Annotated in this window: 12 protein-coding genes; all 12 read left to right on the plus strand. The window is 45.1% G+C overall.

The window, feature by feature from the left end; genetic code table 11:
* Positions 1-21 precede the first annotated feature (21 nt).
* The 12 genes from T359_RS0106380 (at position 22) to scfB (ending at position 15,875) form a co-directional block, all read left to right on the plus strand.
* Positions 22-1,422, plus strand: coding sequence for an extracellular solute-binding protein (locus T359_RS0106380; protein ID WP_155840019.1), 1,401 nt, complete (start codon positions 22-24; stop codon positions 1,420-1,422).
* Positions 1,423-1,518: 96 nt separating this feature from the next.
* Positions 1,519-2,916, plus strand: a complete 1,398-nt coding sequence (locus tag T359_RS0106385) for a carbohydrate ABC transporter permease (protein WP_026516743.1) — start codon at positions 1,519-1,521, stop codon at positions 2,914-2,916.
* Positions 2,916-3,779 (plus strand): sugar ABC transporter permease, encoded by an 864-nt coding sequence (locus T359_RS0106390; RefSeq protein WP_026516744.1) that lies wholly within the window; start codon positions 2,916-2,918, stop codon positions 3,777-3,779. The genes T359_RS0106385 and T359_RS0106390 overlap by 1 nt, the downstream gene beginning before the upstream one ends.
* A gap of 109 nt (positions 3,780-3,888) precedes the next feature.
* On the plus strand, positions 3,889-4,887 hold the full coding sequence (locus T359_RS0106395) for a LacI family DNA-binding transcriptional regulator (RefSeq protein WP_026516745.1): 999 nt from the start codon (positions 3,889-3,891) through the stop codon (positions 4,885-4,887).
* A 17-nt stretch (positions 4,888-4,904) separates the two neighbouring features.
* Positions 4,905-7,121: a beta-galactosidase gene (locus tag T359_RS0106400; RefSeq protein ID WP_026516746.1), complete on the plus strand. Its 2,217-nt coding sequence runs from the start codon at positions 4,905-4,907 to the stop codon at positions 7,119-7,121.
* Positions 7,122-7,195: 74 nt separating this feature from the next.
* Entirely contained in the window at positions 7,196-7,456 is a 261-nt protein-coding gene (locus T359_RS0106405) for a hypothetical protein (protein WP_035783888.1), read from the plus strand.
* Positions 7,457-7,486: 30 nt separating this feature from the next.
* On the plus strand, positions 7,487-9,442 hold the full coding sequence (locus tag T359_RS0106410; RefSeq protein ID WP_026516748.1) for an EAL domain-containing protein: 1,956 nt from the start codon (positions 7,487-7,489) through the stop codon (positions 9,440-9,442).
* A gap of 2 nt (positions 9,443-9,444) precedes the next feature.
* Positions 9,445-11,400: an EAL domain-containing protein gene (locus T359_RS21410; protein ID WP_081795438.1), complete on the plus strand. Its 1,956-nt coding sequence runs from the start codon at positions 9,445-9,447 to the stop codon at positions 11,398-11,400.
* A gap of 84 nt (positions 11,401-11,484) precedes the next feature.
* Positions 11,485-12,750, plus strand: a complete 1,266-nt coding sequence (hisS, locus tag T359_RS0106420) for a histidine--tRNA ligase (protein WP_026516750.1) — start codon at positions 11,485-11,487, stop codon at positions 12,748-12,750.
* A 44-nt stretch (positions 12,751-12,794) separates the two neighbouring features.
* Positions 12,795-14,078 carry an HlyC/CorC family transporter gene (locus T359_RS0106425; protein WP_026516751.1) on the plus strand — a complete coding sequence of 428 codons (1,284 nt, stop codon included), beginning with the start codon at positions 12,795-12,797 and terminating at the stop codon, positions 14,076-14,078.
* Between the two features lie 98 nt (positions 14,079-14,176).
* A complete protein-coding gene (gene scfA / locus T359_RS19570) occupies positions 14,177-14,323 on the plus strand; it encodes a six-cysteine ranthipeptide SCIFF (RefSeq protein ID WP_013281386.1) in 147 nt (48 codons plus the stop codon).
* A 109-nt stretch (positions 14,324-14,432) separates the two neighbouring features.
* Complete coding sequence (gene scfB / locus T359_RS0106435; RefSeq protein WP_026516752.1) at positions 14,433-15,875, plus strand: thioether cross-link-forming SCIFF peptide maturase; 1,443 nt, start codon at positions 14,433-14,435, stop codon at positions 15,873-15,875.

Raw genomic sequence — 15,875 nt, forward strand, 5'->3', positions numbered from 1 at the left:
CACTTTTTTATAGAGCAACCGATTGCGCAAAGTTGCGCAACCAAGTTTGTAAATGATGGAGGAAAAACAATGAAAAAGAAATTGGTATCAGTTTTACTTGCAGCAGCAATGAGTGCTTCACTTCTTGTTGGCTGTGGTGAGGAAGCAGCTCAGACTGTACAGGAGACAGCTGAGGCAGTTCAGGAGACAGCACAGGATACTGCAGAGGCAGTTCAGGAGACAGCACAGGATACTGCAGAGGCAGTTCAGGAGACAGCAGAGACAATAACAGACTATGGCACAGGCGAGATCAAGATCTGGGTTGCTGATAACGTAGTTGATTTCACCAATGAGCAGGTTACAAACTTTATCGCAGCTAATCCTCAGTTCGCAGGCTACACTGTAACAGTTGAGGCTGTTGGTGAAGGCGATGCAGCCGGCAACATGATCACAGACGTTGAGGCCGGTGCTGATATCTATGCATTTGCACAGGATCAGATCGCAAGACTTGTTACCGCAGGTGCTCTTGAGGTTGTTGAGGACTCTAACGCAGAGGCTATCAAGGCTCAGAACGATGCGGGTGCAGTTGGCGCCGCTACAGTAGGTGGCACACTTTATGCTTATCCTCTTACATCAGATAACGGATATTTCCTTTACTATGATAAGAGCGTTGTAACAGATCCTTCAACTCTTGAAGGCATCATCGCTGATTGCGAAGCAGCAGGCAAGAACTTCTACTTCGAGATCAACTCCGGTTGGTATCAGACAGCATTCTTCTTTGGCGCAGGCGCTGAGCTTACATATGAGACAGATGATTCAGGTAACTTCACAAAGTGCAATTCTACATATGCAAGTGATGCCGGTGTAGTTGCTCTTAAGAAGATCGCAGAGGTTGCTTCTTCCAAGTCATTCCAGAACGGTTCAGCAGTTTCTAACGCTACTAACTGCGCAGCAATCGTTGATGGTACATGGGATGCACAGGCAGCTAAGGATATGTTCGGTGACAACTATGCATGCGCTAAGCTTCCTACATTCGAAGGCGCTGATGGCAAGACATATCAGATGAGTGGTTTCGGCGGATTCAAGCTCCTCGGTGTTAAGCCTCAGCAGGATGAGAACAAGCTCGCTGTTTGTGATGCTCTTGCAGCATACCTTTCAAGCGAAGAAGTTCAGCTTGCAAGATACAATGCAGTAGGTTGGGGCCCTTCAAACCTTAACGCTCAGAAGTCAGACGCAGTTCAGGCTGACGAAGCTCTTTCAGCTCTTGCAGATCAGCTTCAGTACACAATCCCTCAGGGACAGTACCCTGGAGATTACTGGTCACTTGCTACATCACTTGGCGATTCAATCATCTCCGGTGAGATCAAGGCTGACGCTTCAGATGATGACTTCATGAAGGCTCTTACAGACTTCCAGAGTACCTGTGAGAGTTACGCACAGTGATCCATCACAACATTTATATCAGGCCCGGATTCATTAGGTTTCCGGGCCTGTTTTAAACTAAAAACGCTTGCGCATTGGTAAAAGGAGGCAGATGGTATGGCACAGGGCGCGGATAAAAAGAAAAAAAGTGCAGCGTCTTTGTTTTTGGGAGCTCTTGGTAATGGCTTCAAGGAAATAGGGGTAACATTTGTTGAGGGTGATATCAAAACCAAACTCTCATACATAATCTTCGGACTTGGTCCGCTTCTCAGAGGACAGATACTTATTGGGGCCGCTTTGCTTTTAAGTGAAGGCCTGTTTTTCTATTATATGGCAGCATTTGGCTGGCAGTATCTTTCTAAATTTTCAACACTCGGAACAATCGCTACCAAGAAAGTGGGACGAAAAACTGTTTATGGTGACAACAGCTTTTTGATCCTGTTATTTGGCGTTTTATGTATCTTTGCCATAATTGCCTTCGTGGCTATCTGGTATATCAATGTCAGGGAGAATCGCAAGGAAGAGCTTCTTTTAAAGGCAGGCAAAAAGCTTCCTTCCAACAAAGATGTCTTCATGTCACTCTTTGACAAGAATTTCCATAAGACACTTTTGGCACTTCCCGTAACCGGAATCTTTGTGTTTACAGTGCTTCCTATTGTGTTCATGATCCTGGTAGCTTTTACCAACTATGATAAGAACCACCAGTCACCATCCAATCTTTTCACCTGGGTTGGCCTTGAGAACTTCAAAAATCTTGTTTCGTTCTCCGGCGCAGGTATTGGCGGAACCTTTGTACAGGTTCTTTTGTGGACCCTTGTATGGGCACTTTTTGCAACATTCACAAACTATTTCCTGGGCTTGGCAGTAGCCATGCTTATCAATAAAAAGGGAATCAAGTTCAAGAAGCTTTGGAGGACCATTCTGGTTCTTACCATCGCTGTACCGCAGTTCGTATCACTGCTTTACGTAATGAAGATGTTCGCTAATGACGGACTTATAAACGGATATCTGATCAAGTGGGGAATCATCAAAAACTACATTCCTTTCTGGACAGATCCCATGCTGGCCAGAATTACAATCATCGTTGTAAATATCTGGATCGGTATTCCTTACATGATGTTGATCGCAACAGGACTTCTCATGAACATCCCTGAGGATCTCTATGAGAGCGCAAGGATTGACGGCGCCAATCCCTGGCAGATGTTCAGAAGTATCACTCTTCCATATATGCTGTTTGTTACAGGCCCGTTCCTGCTTACACAGTTTACAGGAAACCTCAACAACTTCAACGTTATTTACCTTCTTACTCAGGGTAAGCCACAGTCAGTTAACCTTGCAGAGAAGGCCGGCTACTCAGACCTTCTTATCACATGGCTCTATAAGATGACTGTTAACGACACCAACTACAGAATGGCGGCAGTAATCGGTATCATGGTATTCGTTGTTACAGCGGTGATCTCACTGGTTGTTTACAATATGCTTCCGTCAGTTAAGGATGAGGAGGGCTTCCAATAATGAAATCATACAAGACAAAAAGAGCCATCGGAAATACTATCTGTTATATCATACTGATACTTATCAGCATTATCTGGCTGTTCCCCTTCATAGGGCTTGTGCTTCAGAGCTTCAGATCCTATGCCACTGAGTACGGCGGAATGGTAGACTATCTGGTACCCAAGCATTTTTCACTGGATAACTACAAATTTCTTTTTGACAGCAGCCAGACCAACTACCTTTTATGGTATAAGAACACAATTATCATAGCGGTGTTTGTGTCACTTCTTCAGACCGTGATCCAGCTGTGCGTAAGCTATGCTCTTTCCAGAATGAGATTCGCCGGAAGAACATTCCTTATGAGGTTCTGGCTGATCCTTGGTATGTTCCCGGGATTCCTTACCATGATCTGTCTGTATTTCCTTCTTAAACAGTTTGGACTTACACAGGCAGGTGCTATCCCAGGACTTATCCTTGTATCTGTTGCCAGCTGCGGAATGGGCTACTATGTCTGCAAGGGATATTTTGATACTATCCCCAAGGCCCTTGATGAAGCTGCAATGATCGATGGTGCTACCAGATCCAGGATATTCTTTACCATGATTATACCTATGTCCAAGCCTATCATTATCTACACCGCACTTGTTGCCTTCATGGCTCCCTGGTGTGATTACGTATTTGCTTCCTATGTAGCCTTTGGTCATGACACCAGCTACAACGTTGCTGTAGGTATGACAAGATGGGTATGGACCAATGACTATCAGGGATACTTTACAAGATTCTGCGCGGGCGGCGTACTTGTAGCTATTCCTGTAACACTTCTTTTCATGTTCCTTCAGAAGTACTATGTAGAAGGTGTAACCGGTGGAGCAGTAAAGGGCTGAGAGCACTTGATGAGGTATTGTCGAATCTAGTGCGAACGTGTTCTGGCGAGCGAAGCGAGAGCAGAACTTCCTTAGCAGAACTTCCTTATGAAAAAATGGTGGAACTAAAATGCAAGATTCAAAGATCACTATCGACGACGTGGCTCGAGCCCTCGGTATTTCCAAGACCACCGTTTCCAGAGCGATCTCCGGAAAGGGCAGGGTTGGCAGTGATACCAGGGCCAGGGTTATGGCGTACATAGAAGAACATAATTACAGACCGAATGTCATGGCCAGAGCATTGGCGCAGCAGAGGACCTTCAACATCGGAGTGGTCTGGCCTGATGACTATAACGCTGTAGATCTTCCCTTTTTTCAGCGCTGCATGATCGGCATGAGTGAGATAACCTCAAGCTACGGCTATGACATCATTGTGTCGCTGACTGCGGGAGACGATATAGCGGGACTTAAGAGACTGGTGGAAAACCACAAGGTTGACGGGATTATCCTTACCAGAACCCTGGTTAACGATGCTCCCGCCAGATACCTTAAGGAATGTGGCATTCCTTTCGTGGCTGTGGGTGCCTCCACGGATCCGGACATTATCACCATTGATAATGACAATTTCGATGCCTGCAAGGAGCTCACTGCGATCCTTTTGGGAAAAGGCCTTAAAAGGCTGGCGCTTATCGGAGGCTCCAGGAACCACATCATAACCAGGACCAGATACAACGGATTTATGGCTGCCTTTAATGATGCGGGAATCGAGGCGGATCCGGGACTTATCTATCTGGATATTGATACCAATCTGAAGGTTGCCGGCATTCTGAAAGAACTGTTAAAAAACAATATTGACGGTGTTATCTGCATGGATGATTCCATTGTGGGAGAGGTTATAGCCAGATGCAGGGATGCCCATTTGAAGATCCCTGATGACATCAGAGTGGCCTCCTTCTATAACAGCTCATTATTGGACAGTGTCAATCCTTCCGTCACCTCTCTGAATTTCAACGACCGCAATCTTGGCGCTGTGGCGGCAAGAACCCTGCTTAGCATGATAGACGGCGAGGCCGTTGAGAATCAGGTTCTCAACAACTATGAGGTGATCCTTAAGGAGAGCACAAAATAATACGAGGAGATTTATTTATGAAAATATCTGCGGACTCTAAGATCACTTTTGATCCTGTGAGCCTTTTGGTAGATGGAAAAAGATGGTTTCCCATGATGGGTGAGATGCATTTTAGCAGATATCCCGCCAAGTACTGGGAAGAGGAACTTTGCAAGATGAAGGCCGGGGGAATAGACATTGTTTCCCTCTATGTCATCTGGATACATCATGAAGAAATTCATGGAGAATTTGATTTTACCGGCGACAGGAACCTCCGACTTTTCCTTGAAACGGTTAAAAAATGCGGGTTATACAGCATTCTGAGAATTGGCCCCTGGGCCCACGGAGAAGCCAGAAACGGCGGTTTCCCGGACTGGCTCCTTAAAGACAGCCGGGAAGCCGGCTATGAGGTCAGAACCGACGCGCCTCAGTATCTCTCCCATGTGAGAAAATTTTATGAAAAGACCTATGAGCAGGCCAAAGGCTTTTTTATAAAGGACGGAGGCCCTGTCATCGGTATTCAGATTGAGAATGAGTACGGCCACTGCGGCGGCAAAAATGGCGAAGAGGGTGAACAGCACATGAGAACCCTTCTTGCCATGGCGAAGGAGATAGGCTTTGATACTCCTATCTATACAGCCACCGGCTGGGGCGGAGCAGTGACCGGAGGTATGCTCCCTGTAATGGGCGGCTACTGCGAGGCTCCCTGGGATCCGAGAGTAACTGAGATCGAGCCCAGCGGCAACTACATTTTTACCAGAGAAAGAAACGACCACAATATAGGTTCCGATCACGGCCTGGGAGCAGGAATCACCTTTGATATGGACAAGTTCCCATTCCTTACTGCGGAGCTTGGGGGCGGACTTCAGGTCACAAGACACAGAAGACCCATTGCTTCCGGTACTGACACCGCAGCCATGACCATGGTAAAAATGGGAAGCGGAGCCAACCTTCTTGGCTACTACATGTACCACGGAGGAAGCAATCCTGAGGGCAAGCTCACAACCCTTCAGGAGTCCACAGAAACAGGCTATCCCAATGATCTTCCGGTGCGCTCCTATGATTTCAATGCGCCCCTCAGGGAGTACGGCCAGATGGAGGACACCTATAGACAGGTCAGACTTATTGCCATGTTTGTTCATGATTTTGGAGATGACCTATGTGACATGGCATACACAGAACAGCCCGGTAACCCTCTTAAGCCGGATAATCTCACAGCTCTTAGGACTGCTGTCAGATATAAGCACGTTATTTCCGAGGGTAATGATTATGTATCAGGATATCTGTTTGTGAACAACTACCAGAGAAGATATGAGATGGCAACTCACAGGGATGTGACACTGAAGGTTCATTTAACGGATGATGTAGTTCTTACACAATATGAAACAAGAGATATAGAAAACGGCGACTTTTTCTTCTATCCCTTCTTTTTGCCGGTGGGAGACAAAGCGCTTATAACCATTGAAGCTACTCCCATGTGCATTATTCATGACTATGATGGAAAAGGCCATGATGTATACGTCTTTTATACTGACAATGACAGAGAAGCTGTAGCGGATATATTGGGAAGTCTTTCGGGCCATAAGATCATGGTTCTTACGAAGGAAGAAGCACTGTCCGCCTCCAAGGTGACTGTTTCCGGAAAGGAGCATCTGTTTATATCCGAAGGAGATATCGTATGCTCCGCGCAGGGTGAGCCTTACCTCTACTTCAATGTGGCTGACGAAGAGGAAAAGAAACCTGTATTTAAGTGCTTCCCTGAACCTGAGAAGATCTCCGATAACTTTGAAAAGAAGTCGGGAGCAAAAGAAATTCCAAAATCGAACTTTGCTGACAGCGACGTTTTTGCTGTTTATGAAGGAAAAGAGGAATACACCTGCTCTGCCAAGGCTTCGTGCCCTGAGAACACTGAGCAGGATCAGGAACAGCTGTACAAGATCATGGTTACTGATATACCCTCTGAGCCCAACGAGATCTTCATGGAGATCGAATACGAGGGGGACAAGGCTGAGATGTACAGGGACGGCAAGCTTATTGCCGACAGCTTCTACACCGGACAGCTCTGGGAGATAGGCCTTAAGAGGTTTATTGATTCTGAGGCGGGAAGGCTTTCGTCCTTTGAAGCGGATATTGATATTACACCACTGTTTGAGGATTCGAGAGTTTACCTTCAGGATTGGCCAAAACTCAGGGATGGCAAGGCCTGCGATTTAATTAATATACATTTAATATCTCAATACCGTGTAAAAGTGTAATAAATTGTCGTATAATAGTGTTATCTGGGTAGAGTATGCCCGGATAACACTTTTTGTATATAAGTGAGGTTTATATGAGAAGTGACGGGATAACCATGACCTATTCTGCAATAGTCAGGGATAAGGACAACAAAAAGATCGTGAGAGTCTCGTTTGAGAGGGGAGGTGCTCTGGGAAAGGAAATCGCAGAGGGCCTTCTTCCCGAGTGCAAAATTACAAGACAGAACGGATACTCCCAGGAGGAGATTCTGGGACTTGAAGAATATTTGAGAGCTAATCAGGAGGATATAATGGACAAAGCCAAGGTTATCAGCAATCCGCTGAAATGGCTTTGATCTTCAGGGAAAGCAACCGGAGGGCGGCGCATGCAGTATAATTTTTACTTTGATATCTGCGCTTTGTTTATATTGGCGACAATAGCAATTACCTCTCTGTCCAGAAGGCGGGTACCTGCCTACAGACAGAGGGCTTATGCTGCGCTTTATACCGCCATGCTTGTTGCCACTGTGGCAGAAAGGTTTGAAACGGTCCTCCAGCTCAACCCTTCGCCTGAGCAGCCCTGGTATCATACTGCGGAGATGATCTGCGGATCTATGTATTTCCTGGCCCACCTGGGTACAGCCTATTTTTATCTCATCTATATCAGGGCTATCCTTGATATCTATATCGAATTCAGATCCCTAAAGGACCAGCTTCTTATAAATCTGGGCTATACGATCTGTATTATCATGCTTGTCGTGAACTGGTTTTGGCCTGTAATGTTCTACTATGATGAAAACGGAGTCTATCACAGAGGAGAGTTTATTCTTTTCATCTATGCTATCGCGCTGTATTACATATCCTACGGCCTTTTTACCATGCTCAGATACAGAAGACTTATGAGGATAAAAACAAGACTGGTGGCCACATCCTATGTTTTGTTTTCGATTCTGGGAATCGTGGTACAGTTTTTTATTCCGGTGGTGCTGATCGAGAATTTCTGCAATGCAATCAGCATAACATTGGTCTATATTACTCTTCAGAATCCCTCTGAGATGGTGGATGAGCGTCTCAATATCCTGAACAGGAAAGCGTTTCTTGAGGGTCTGGAACTTAAGACCACAAGAAAGCATCCCCATGCCACGATCTTTGTGACCATCGATAATATCAGAGCCCTCAGCTCAGAGATTGGATACAGCCAGGCTCAGGCTGTGCTTAAGAAAATTGCGAAATACCTTATGGGAGCAGGCAAGGCTGAGTACAGGCTCACCACCTATACCTACAGATATTCGGATTACTGTTTTGCTGTGACGGTTCACAGCCAGGATGATAAAAAAATCAATAAGCTCCTTGAAAGAATAGCAAAAAGGCTGAAGGAACCCTGGAACTCTGCCAATATGGCCATTCACATTGACGGACATTGCTTTGTTATCAAATACCCCGATCACTATAAGACCACTGCTGAGCTTATGAACAGGATCGATATAATCACTGAGGATATAGCAGGTTATCGTGATGTGATCATTGATCTTGACGATCTTAAATACAATGAGATCAAAAAATACAGGGATTATGATGTCCTCGCCAGAGGAAGTCTCGACTCCAAGCGGGCGGTCATCAAATTCCAGCCGATTTTGTCCAAGGTATACAAGATCAATTACAGCGCCGATGTCATATGCTTTTTCCTTGATGAAAACGGCAAAGAGATAGACGTAAGAGAGCATATTCCCGATGTCAGGGTTACCCAGGCTCTTATGGATACGGACGAATATGTTTACAGAAGAGCCTGCAGGGCGCTGGCTTTCTGGAATGCCGGTGATAAAAACGGAAAGTACAGAGCTGTTGTGGGACTTTCCCAGGGGGAGATATCCCGAAATGACTTTGTAAGAAGAATTAAGAAGATCCTTAAGGAAGAGAGGGCGGAGGCCTCCTGGATAAGCCTCAAGCTCACAGAGACAACCCTGGCCACCATGAACAGCGTGGCAGAGAGGAATCTGAAGCTTCTGGGAGATATGAAGGCTTCCATTATCGTAGATAAGTACGGAAGCGGCTACGGCAATCTGGACAGACTTTTGACCCTGCCCATAATGCAGATAAATATCGATCATTCTATCCTGACTTCTGCCATGGAGTCGGAACAGATGAAGATCGTTGCTCAGGGAATCGTTAATCTTTTCCATGACATCAGCCTCTTCGTTGGGGCCTCCGATATTTCCTGCGAGGCAGATAAGGCCATGGCTGAGGAACTGGGATGCGACTTTTTGATTGGAGATTATATGGGAGAGCCCATGAAGGACAGCTCCTATGTGAAGTTTATTGATGCATATTTTGACGAAGGGTAAGTATGGAACTATTACTGAGGCCACAACATTATAATATTACCTTTAATCTGGCGGCTCTTATGCTTATTGCTGTAATTATGTCGATTCATCTGTCCGAGGAAGCGCAGTACAGTAAGCAGAAGCATATTTTTGGTGCCATGGTTGTTGATGCCTTCGTCGTGAATCTTTTGGGGCTTGCCAGTCAGATCTACCTGGCCATTGATGCCTGGAGAGATTTTATTACACCTGAGGGCATAAAATATATCCTTATAGCAGAAAAAGTTTTTATATATCTTCTTCCGTATTTTGCTATGAGATATGTAATGTCTCTGTTCCAGCTTGAACTGGATAATATTCCCAAAATTGCGATCATCGCAATTCCCACTGTCTATGCGGTTGTTTTCTGTTTTAGCGGATTCTGGACTGATTTCTTTTATTTCATCAGCGATGAAGGAAAGGTTGTCTATAGATATCCCCAGGGAGCAACGGTGAATATCGGTGTAATTCTGTACTTTATTTTTGCTACATATTTATTGATCAAATACACAAAGACTCTCAGCAGTGAAAAAGCAATCGCTCTTTGGTTGTTCTATTTTCTGATGATGGCAGGTATCCCTATCAGGATTATGTCGAAGTCGGGATCCGTATTTGAATTCAGTATTTCCATAGCACTGCTTCTTTGCGTTTACACCTTCCAGAACCCCAGTGAGTTCGTGGACAGGATGTCGGGAGCGGGAACGAGAAATGCGCTTAATTTCTATATTTCCACCAGTCTTATCCAGAAAAAGGAGTTTACGATCCTTGGTATCCATGTGGATAAACTGGCTGTTATTCTTGGCGTGGAGCCCATGGAAGCGGCTTCGGATCTTCTCAATCAGATATCCTCATATCTTAAGGAGCTTTGCCCCGACGGAAATCTCTTTTACCCCGGGGAAGCTGATTTTATGATGGTCTTTCCTGATATGACACCGGATGAGAGCGTCATTGAAAAAACCGTGGAGCAGATCAGGAAAAGATTTAAAGAGCCCTGGAAGATAAGAGGGGATGAGATCAAACTCCTGCAGAGTCCTTATACCATCGGATTCCCCGAGGAAGTGGATTCCATGGACAGATACAGCGAAGTGATGTCGGTGCTCAGCAAGGCAATCCTGCGGCAGAACAGGGACATTCTGAGGGTTTCGGACCTCAGCCTTAAGATGGTGGAGCATGACAAGAAGATAGACAATATTGTAAAACATGCTTTGGATGACGGGCATATGGAGGTTTACTATCAGCCCATCTATACCCCTGCCACCGGAAGATTCTCCTCCTGCGAGGCCCTTCTTCGACTTAAGGATCCTCAGCTTGGATTCATTTCTCCCGCAGTCTTTATGCCTATCGCGGAGAGAAACGGCACTATTCTTGCCATAGATAAATATGTACTTTCTTCCGTATGCGAGATGATCTCTACCACTGCGGCCAGGGAGTATGGGCTTGAGTATGTTGAGATCAATCTTTCCATAGTTGACTGTATTCAGACCAACCTTGCCGAGAACGTGCTTAAGACCCTCAGCAAGTATGATGTTAAGCCCTCGGAGATAAATCTTGAGATCACTGAGACCTCCGAAGAGGGCATCAACGCGGTCATGGAGGAAAATGTCCGTAAACTTATGGCTGCCGGCGTGGATTTTTCCATGGACGACTTCGGAACCGGCTATTCAAATATTGCCAGAGTTGCCAATATGCCCGTTAAGATTTTTAAGCTGGATAAGAGCATAATCCAGTCTGCTTTTGATTCCGAAGTGAACTACATGGTTATGTACAACATGGTCAAGATCATCAAATCCCTGGGAAAAGAGATCGTGGCTGAGGGCGTTGAGACCGGAGAGCAGGCAAGACAGATCATCAAACTGGGCTGCAACCATATTCAGGGATTCTTCTACTCAAGGCCTATGCCCAAGGATCAGTTTGTGGAGTTCCTGAAAGAGCATAATTCGTAAATACTTTATTGCAATAAAGAGTCCTTCAGTGTAAAATTTAGAATGCACTTTTTGAATAATACTATAATTGGTAAGGATGGAAATATGGCACTAATTAAGAAACCTGTAACGGGTATGAAGGATATTCTTCCTTCAGAGATGCAGCTTAGAGATTACTGCATCGGAATTATCAAGAAAACTTACGGTGAGTTTGGATTTAACTCAATTGAGACTCCCTGTGTTGAGTCTCTTGCTAATCTTAACAGCAAGCAGGGCGGCGAGAATGAGAAGCTTATCTTCAAGGTTATGAAGAGAGGTGAGAAGCTCAATCTCGAGACCGCAAAAGAGGAAAACGACCTGACAGATTCAGGTCTTCGCTATGATCTTACAGTTCCTCTTGTTCGTTTTTATGCTAATCACGCCAATGAGCTTCCTGCTCCTTTCAAGGCGCTTCAGATGGGCAATGTATGGAGAGCTGACAGACCTCAGAAGGGTAGATATCGTCAGTTCATGCAGTGTGATATCGATATTCTCGGTGAGCCTTCCAATCTGGCTGAGATAGAGCTTATCCTGGCTACCACCACAACCCTTGGAAGACTTGGCTTTAAGGATTTCAAGATCAGGATCAACGACAGACAGATTCTCAAGGCTATGGCTGCCTACAGCGGATTCCCTGAGGAGTCCTATGACAGCGTATTCATTACCCTGGACAAGATGGATAAGATCGGTATTGACGGAGTTTCTGAGGAATTGGTTAAAATGGGCTTTTCTCAGGAGCAGGTTGATAAATATCTTGATCTTTTCAAGGCTGTTGAGGGCAAAGGCGCTGTAGAGGGGCTTTCAGTTATTGCTGACAAGCTCGGCGATTTCCTTTCAAAAGAGGTGGCTGAGGGCCTTACAGAGATTATCAGCAGCGTAGACGGTACCAAGGCTGCTCAGTTTGAGATGGAATTTGATCCTACTCTGGTTCGCGGAATGAGCTATTATACAGGAACTATTTTTGAGGTGGCAATGCCTCAGTACGGCGGAAGCTGCGGTGGCGGCGGACGTTACGACAAGATGGTTGGAAAGTTCCTTGGACAGGATACACCTGCCTGCGGTTTCTCCATCGGCTTTGAGCGTATCATCATGATCATGATGGACGAGGGCTTCAAGATTCCCGGAGAGAGCACCAAGGTTGCTTATCTTATCGAGAAGGGGATCAAGGGCGACAGACTTGCTCAGATCATCGGAGAGGCTCAGAAGGAAAGAGCCGAGGGCAAGCAGGTTCTGGTAGTTCGTATGAACAAGAATAAGAAGTTCCAGAAGCAGCAGCTTTCAGAGCAGGGCTATGAAGAGTTTAAGGACTTCTATGAGAATTCTCTTCAGTAAATAACTGCTACTGTTGAACTTGTACATAATAATAGGAGGATGTTTTGAACGTTCACTCTATAAGGCTGACAGTGTTGGTACTGCTGGTTCTTCTGTCTGCTTTTTTCTCATCTGCTGAGACAGCCCTTATGACCGCCAATAAGGTCAAGATGAAGGCGCTGTCCGAGGATGGAAATAAGAGAGCGGGTCTTGTTCTCAAGATCTGTGAAGATACCCAGAGGATGCTGTCGGCAATTCTGATTGGAAACAATATTGTAAATCTTAGTGCTTCAGCCCTTATGACAATCTATGTTACAGATCGTTTTAAGGTGAGCTACGCTGTAAGTATCGGTACAGGAATCCTGACACTGGTGGTACTTATCATCGGTGAGATCATTCCCAAGACCATAGCGACGGCTCATGCTGAGACAATTTCTCTTTTGTATGCAAGGATCATCCTTTGCCTTATTACGGTGGTGACGCCCCTTAGCTTTATCATCAACGGCATTGCCACATGTATTCTCAGGCTCCTCAGGATCGATACCAGCAGCAGGCAGGCCATGACTGAAAATGAGCTTAAGACCTACGTTGATGTCAGCCACGAGGACGGTGTCATTGAGACCGGAGAGAAACAGATCATTTACAATGTATTTGATTTCAGCGATGCAGTGGCCAAGGATATCATGATCCCCAGAATCGATATGAGCTGCGTCAGCACCGATGCTTCCTATGATGAAGTCATGAAGATCTTCAAGGAAGAGATGTACACCAGAATTCCTGTGTATGAAGGCAACGAGCAGGACAATATCATAGGACTTATCAATATCAAGGACCTTATCCTCATTGAGGATACAGATAATTTCAAGATTTCCGACAATCTTCGTAAGGCATATTATACCTATGAGTTCAAAAAGACCGCCGATCTTCTGATGGAGATGAGAGAAAGGTCACAAAATGTTACCTTTGTTCTTTCTGAGTACGGCACCTGCGTGGGAATGATCACTTTGGAGGACCTTCTTGAGGAGATCGTAGGTGAGATCAGAGATGAGTATGACTCCGACGAGGCCCAGCTTATCAAGGATCTTGGCGGAAACAGATATCTTGTGGAAGGCAATATGAAGCTGGATGATATCAATGACGCCCTGGGAACAGAGCTGGATTCCGAGGACTATGACTCCATCGGAGGACTGATGATCGAGAAGCTGGACAGACTTCCCGGCTACGGCGAGACAGTTACTCTTGATGACGGAACTACACTTACAGCCAGAGGAATCAAGAGAAACAGAATAACCAAGGTACTTATGGTGGTGCCTGAACCAAAATTTCACGAAGATAAGGATTCGGAATAAAAAACTTTTATAATTAATGAAAACATGTTATACTAAATTGATGTATAAACTCGAAAAGTGGTTTTATATCCACATTTTCCGGTAGGAGGCTATTTATTATGAAACACGTTAAATCTTTAGTTACAAGAAATCTTAAGGAATCAATGAAGAAGGGCGGATGCGGCGAGTGCCAGACATCTTGCCAGTCTGCTTGCAAGACTTCCTGCACAGTAGGAAATCAGAGCTGCGAACAGCTTAGCAAGTAATCACCGGTTATTTGATATTCCGGGTATATAATCTTTCACCCGGAAGCATGATAATGTCATGTCGGGCAGCGGTTTTTGGCCGCTGCCAAATTTTTGGTTAGGAGTATTTATGATTCACGCTTATAAGAACAATGGCTATAATATTGTTCTGGACGTAAACAGTGGATCTGTACACGTTGTAGACGACGTAGTATTTGATCTTACTGAGGTAGTGGAAAACAGACTTAAAGAAAAGTATGGCACGGCTGCCACTCAGAATAATAAAGATAATGGCAATGAGTACAATTCTGATGTAGAATGGATATATCGGGATATTTTATCTACCACGGATCTTTCATCCAAATATCCGGAGAGTGAGATAAAAGAAGGCATTGAAGAGCTGATGGAGCTCAGGGATGCAGAGGTTCTTTATACAGATGATGTGTATGAGAACTATGTAGATGAATTTCAGAACAGAGATACGGTTGTTAAGGCCCTTTGCCTTAATATAGCCCATGACTGTAACCTCAGATGCAAATATTGTTTTGCCGACGAGGGAGAGTACCACGGAAGACGAGCTCTCATGAGCGAGGAAGTGGGCAAGGCTGCTCTTGATTTCCTGGTTAAGAACTCCGGCAGCAGAAGAAACCTGGAAGTGGATTTCTTCGGCGGAGAACCTCTTATGAACTGGGAGGTTGTTAAGAAGATCGTAGAATACGGTCGCCAGATCGAAAAAGAGCACGATAAAAATTTCCGTTTTACAATTACAACCAACGGAACACTCTTAAATGATGATATACTTGAATATGTGAACAAGGAAATGGGAAATATCGTTCTTTCCATCGACGGACGTAAGGAAGTTAACGATGCTATGCGTCCCAGAAAAGGCGGCCAGGGCTGCTACGACGATATAGTTCCCAAATTCCAGAAGGTAGCTGAGTCACGTCATCAGCTCAGATATTTCGTACGAGGTACATTCACTCATAATAATCTTGATTTTTCAGAAGATGTGAAGCATCTGGCAGATCTTGGCTTTAAGCAGATCTCTGTAGAGCCTGTTGTAGCCAAGCCTGACGACTGGTATGCCCTTAAGGATGAGGATATTCCCAAGCTCTGCGAAGAGTATGACAAGCTTGCGAAGTTCTATCTTGAGAGACAGAAAGAGGGAAGAGGATTTAACTTCTTCCACTTCAATATCGATCTCGAGGGTGGCCCATGTGTTGCCAAGAGACTTTCAGGCTGCGGCTCAGGTTGTGAGTACCTGGGAGTAACCCCTTGGGGTGACCTGTATCCCTGCCATCAGTTTGTTGGTAATGAAGATTTCATTATGGGCAATGTATTTGATGGAATTACAAGAAATGATCTTCGCGAGATGTTCAAGAAGAGCAATGTATATTCCAGACCCGAGTGTGAGAAGTGTTTTGCAAGGTATTACTGCAGTGGCGGATGCGCTGCCAATGCCTACAACTTCAACGGGGATATCAATACGACATATAAGCACGGATGTGAGCTTCAGAGGAAGCGCATTGAATGTGCGATTATGATAAAAGCGGCTATGGCCGAAGAAGGATAA

The organism is Butyrivibrio sp. MC2021 (assembly GCF_000621605.1).
Taxonomy (GTDB): Bacteria; Bacillota; Clostridia; order Lachnospirales; family Lachnospiraceae; genus Butyrivibrio.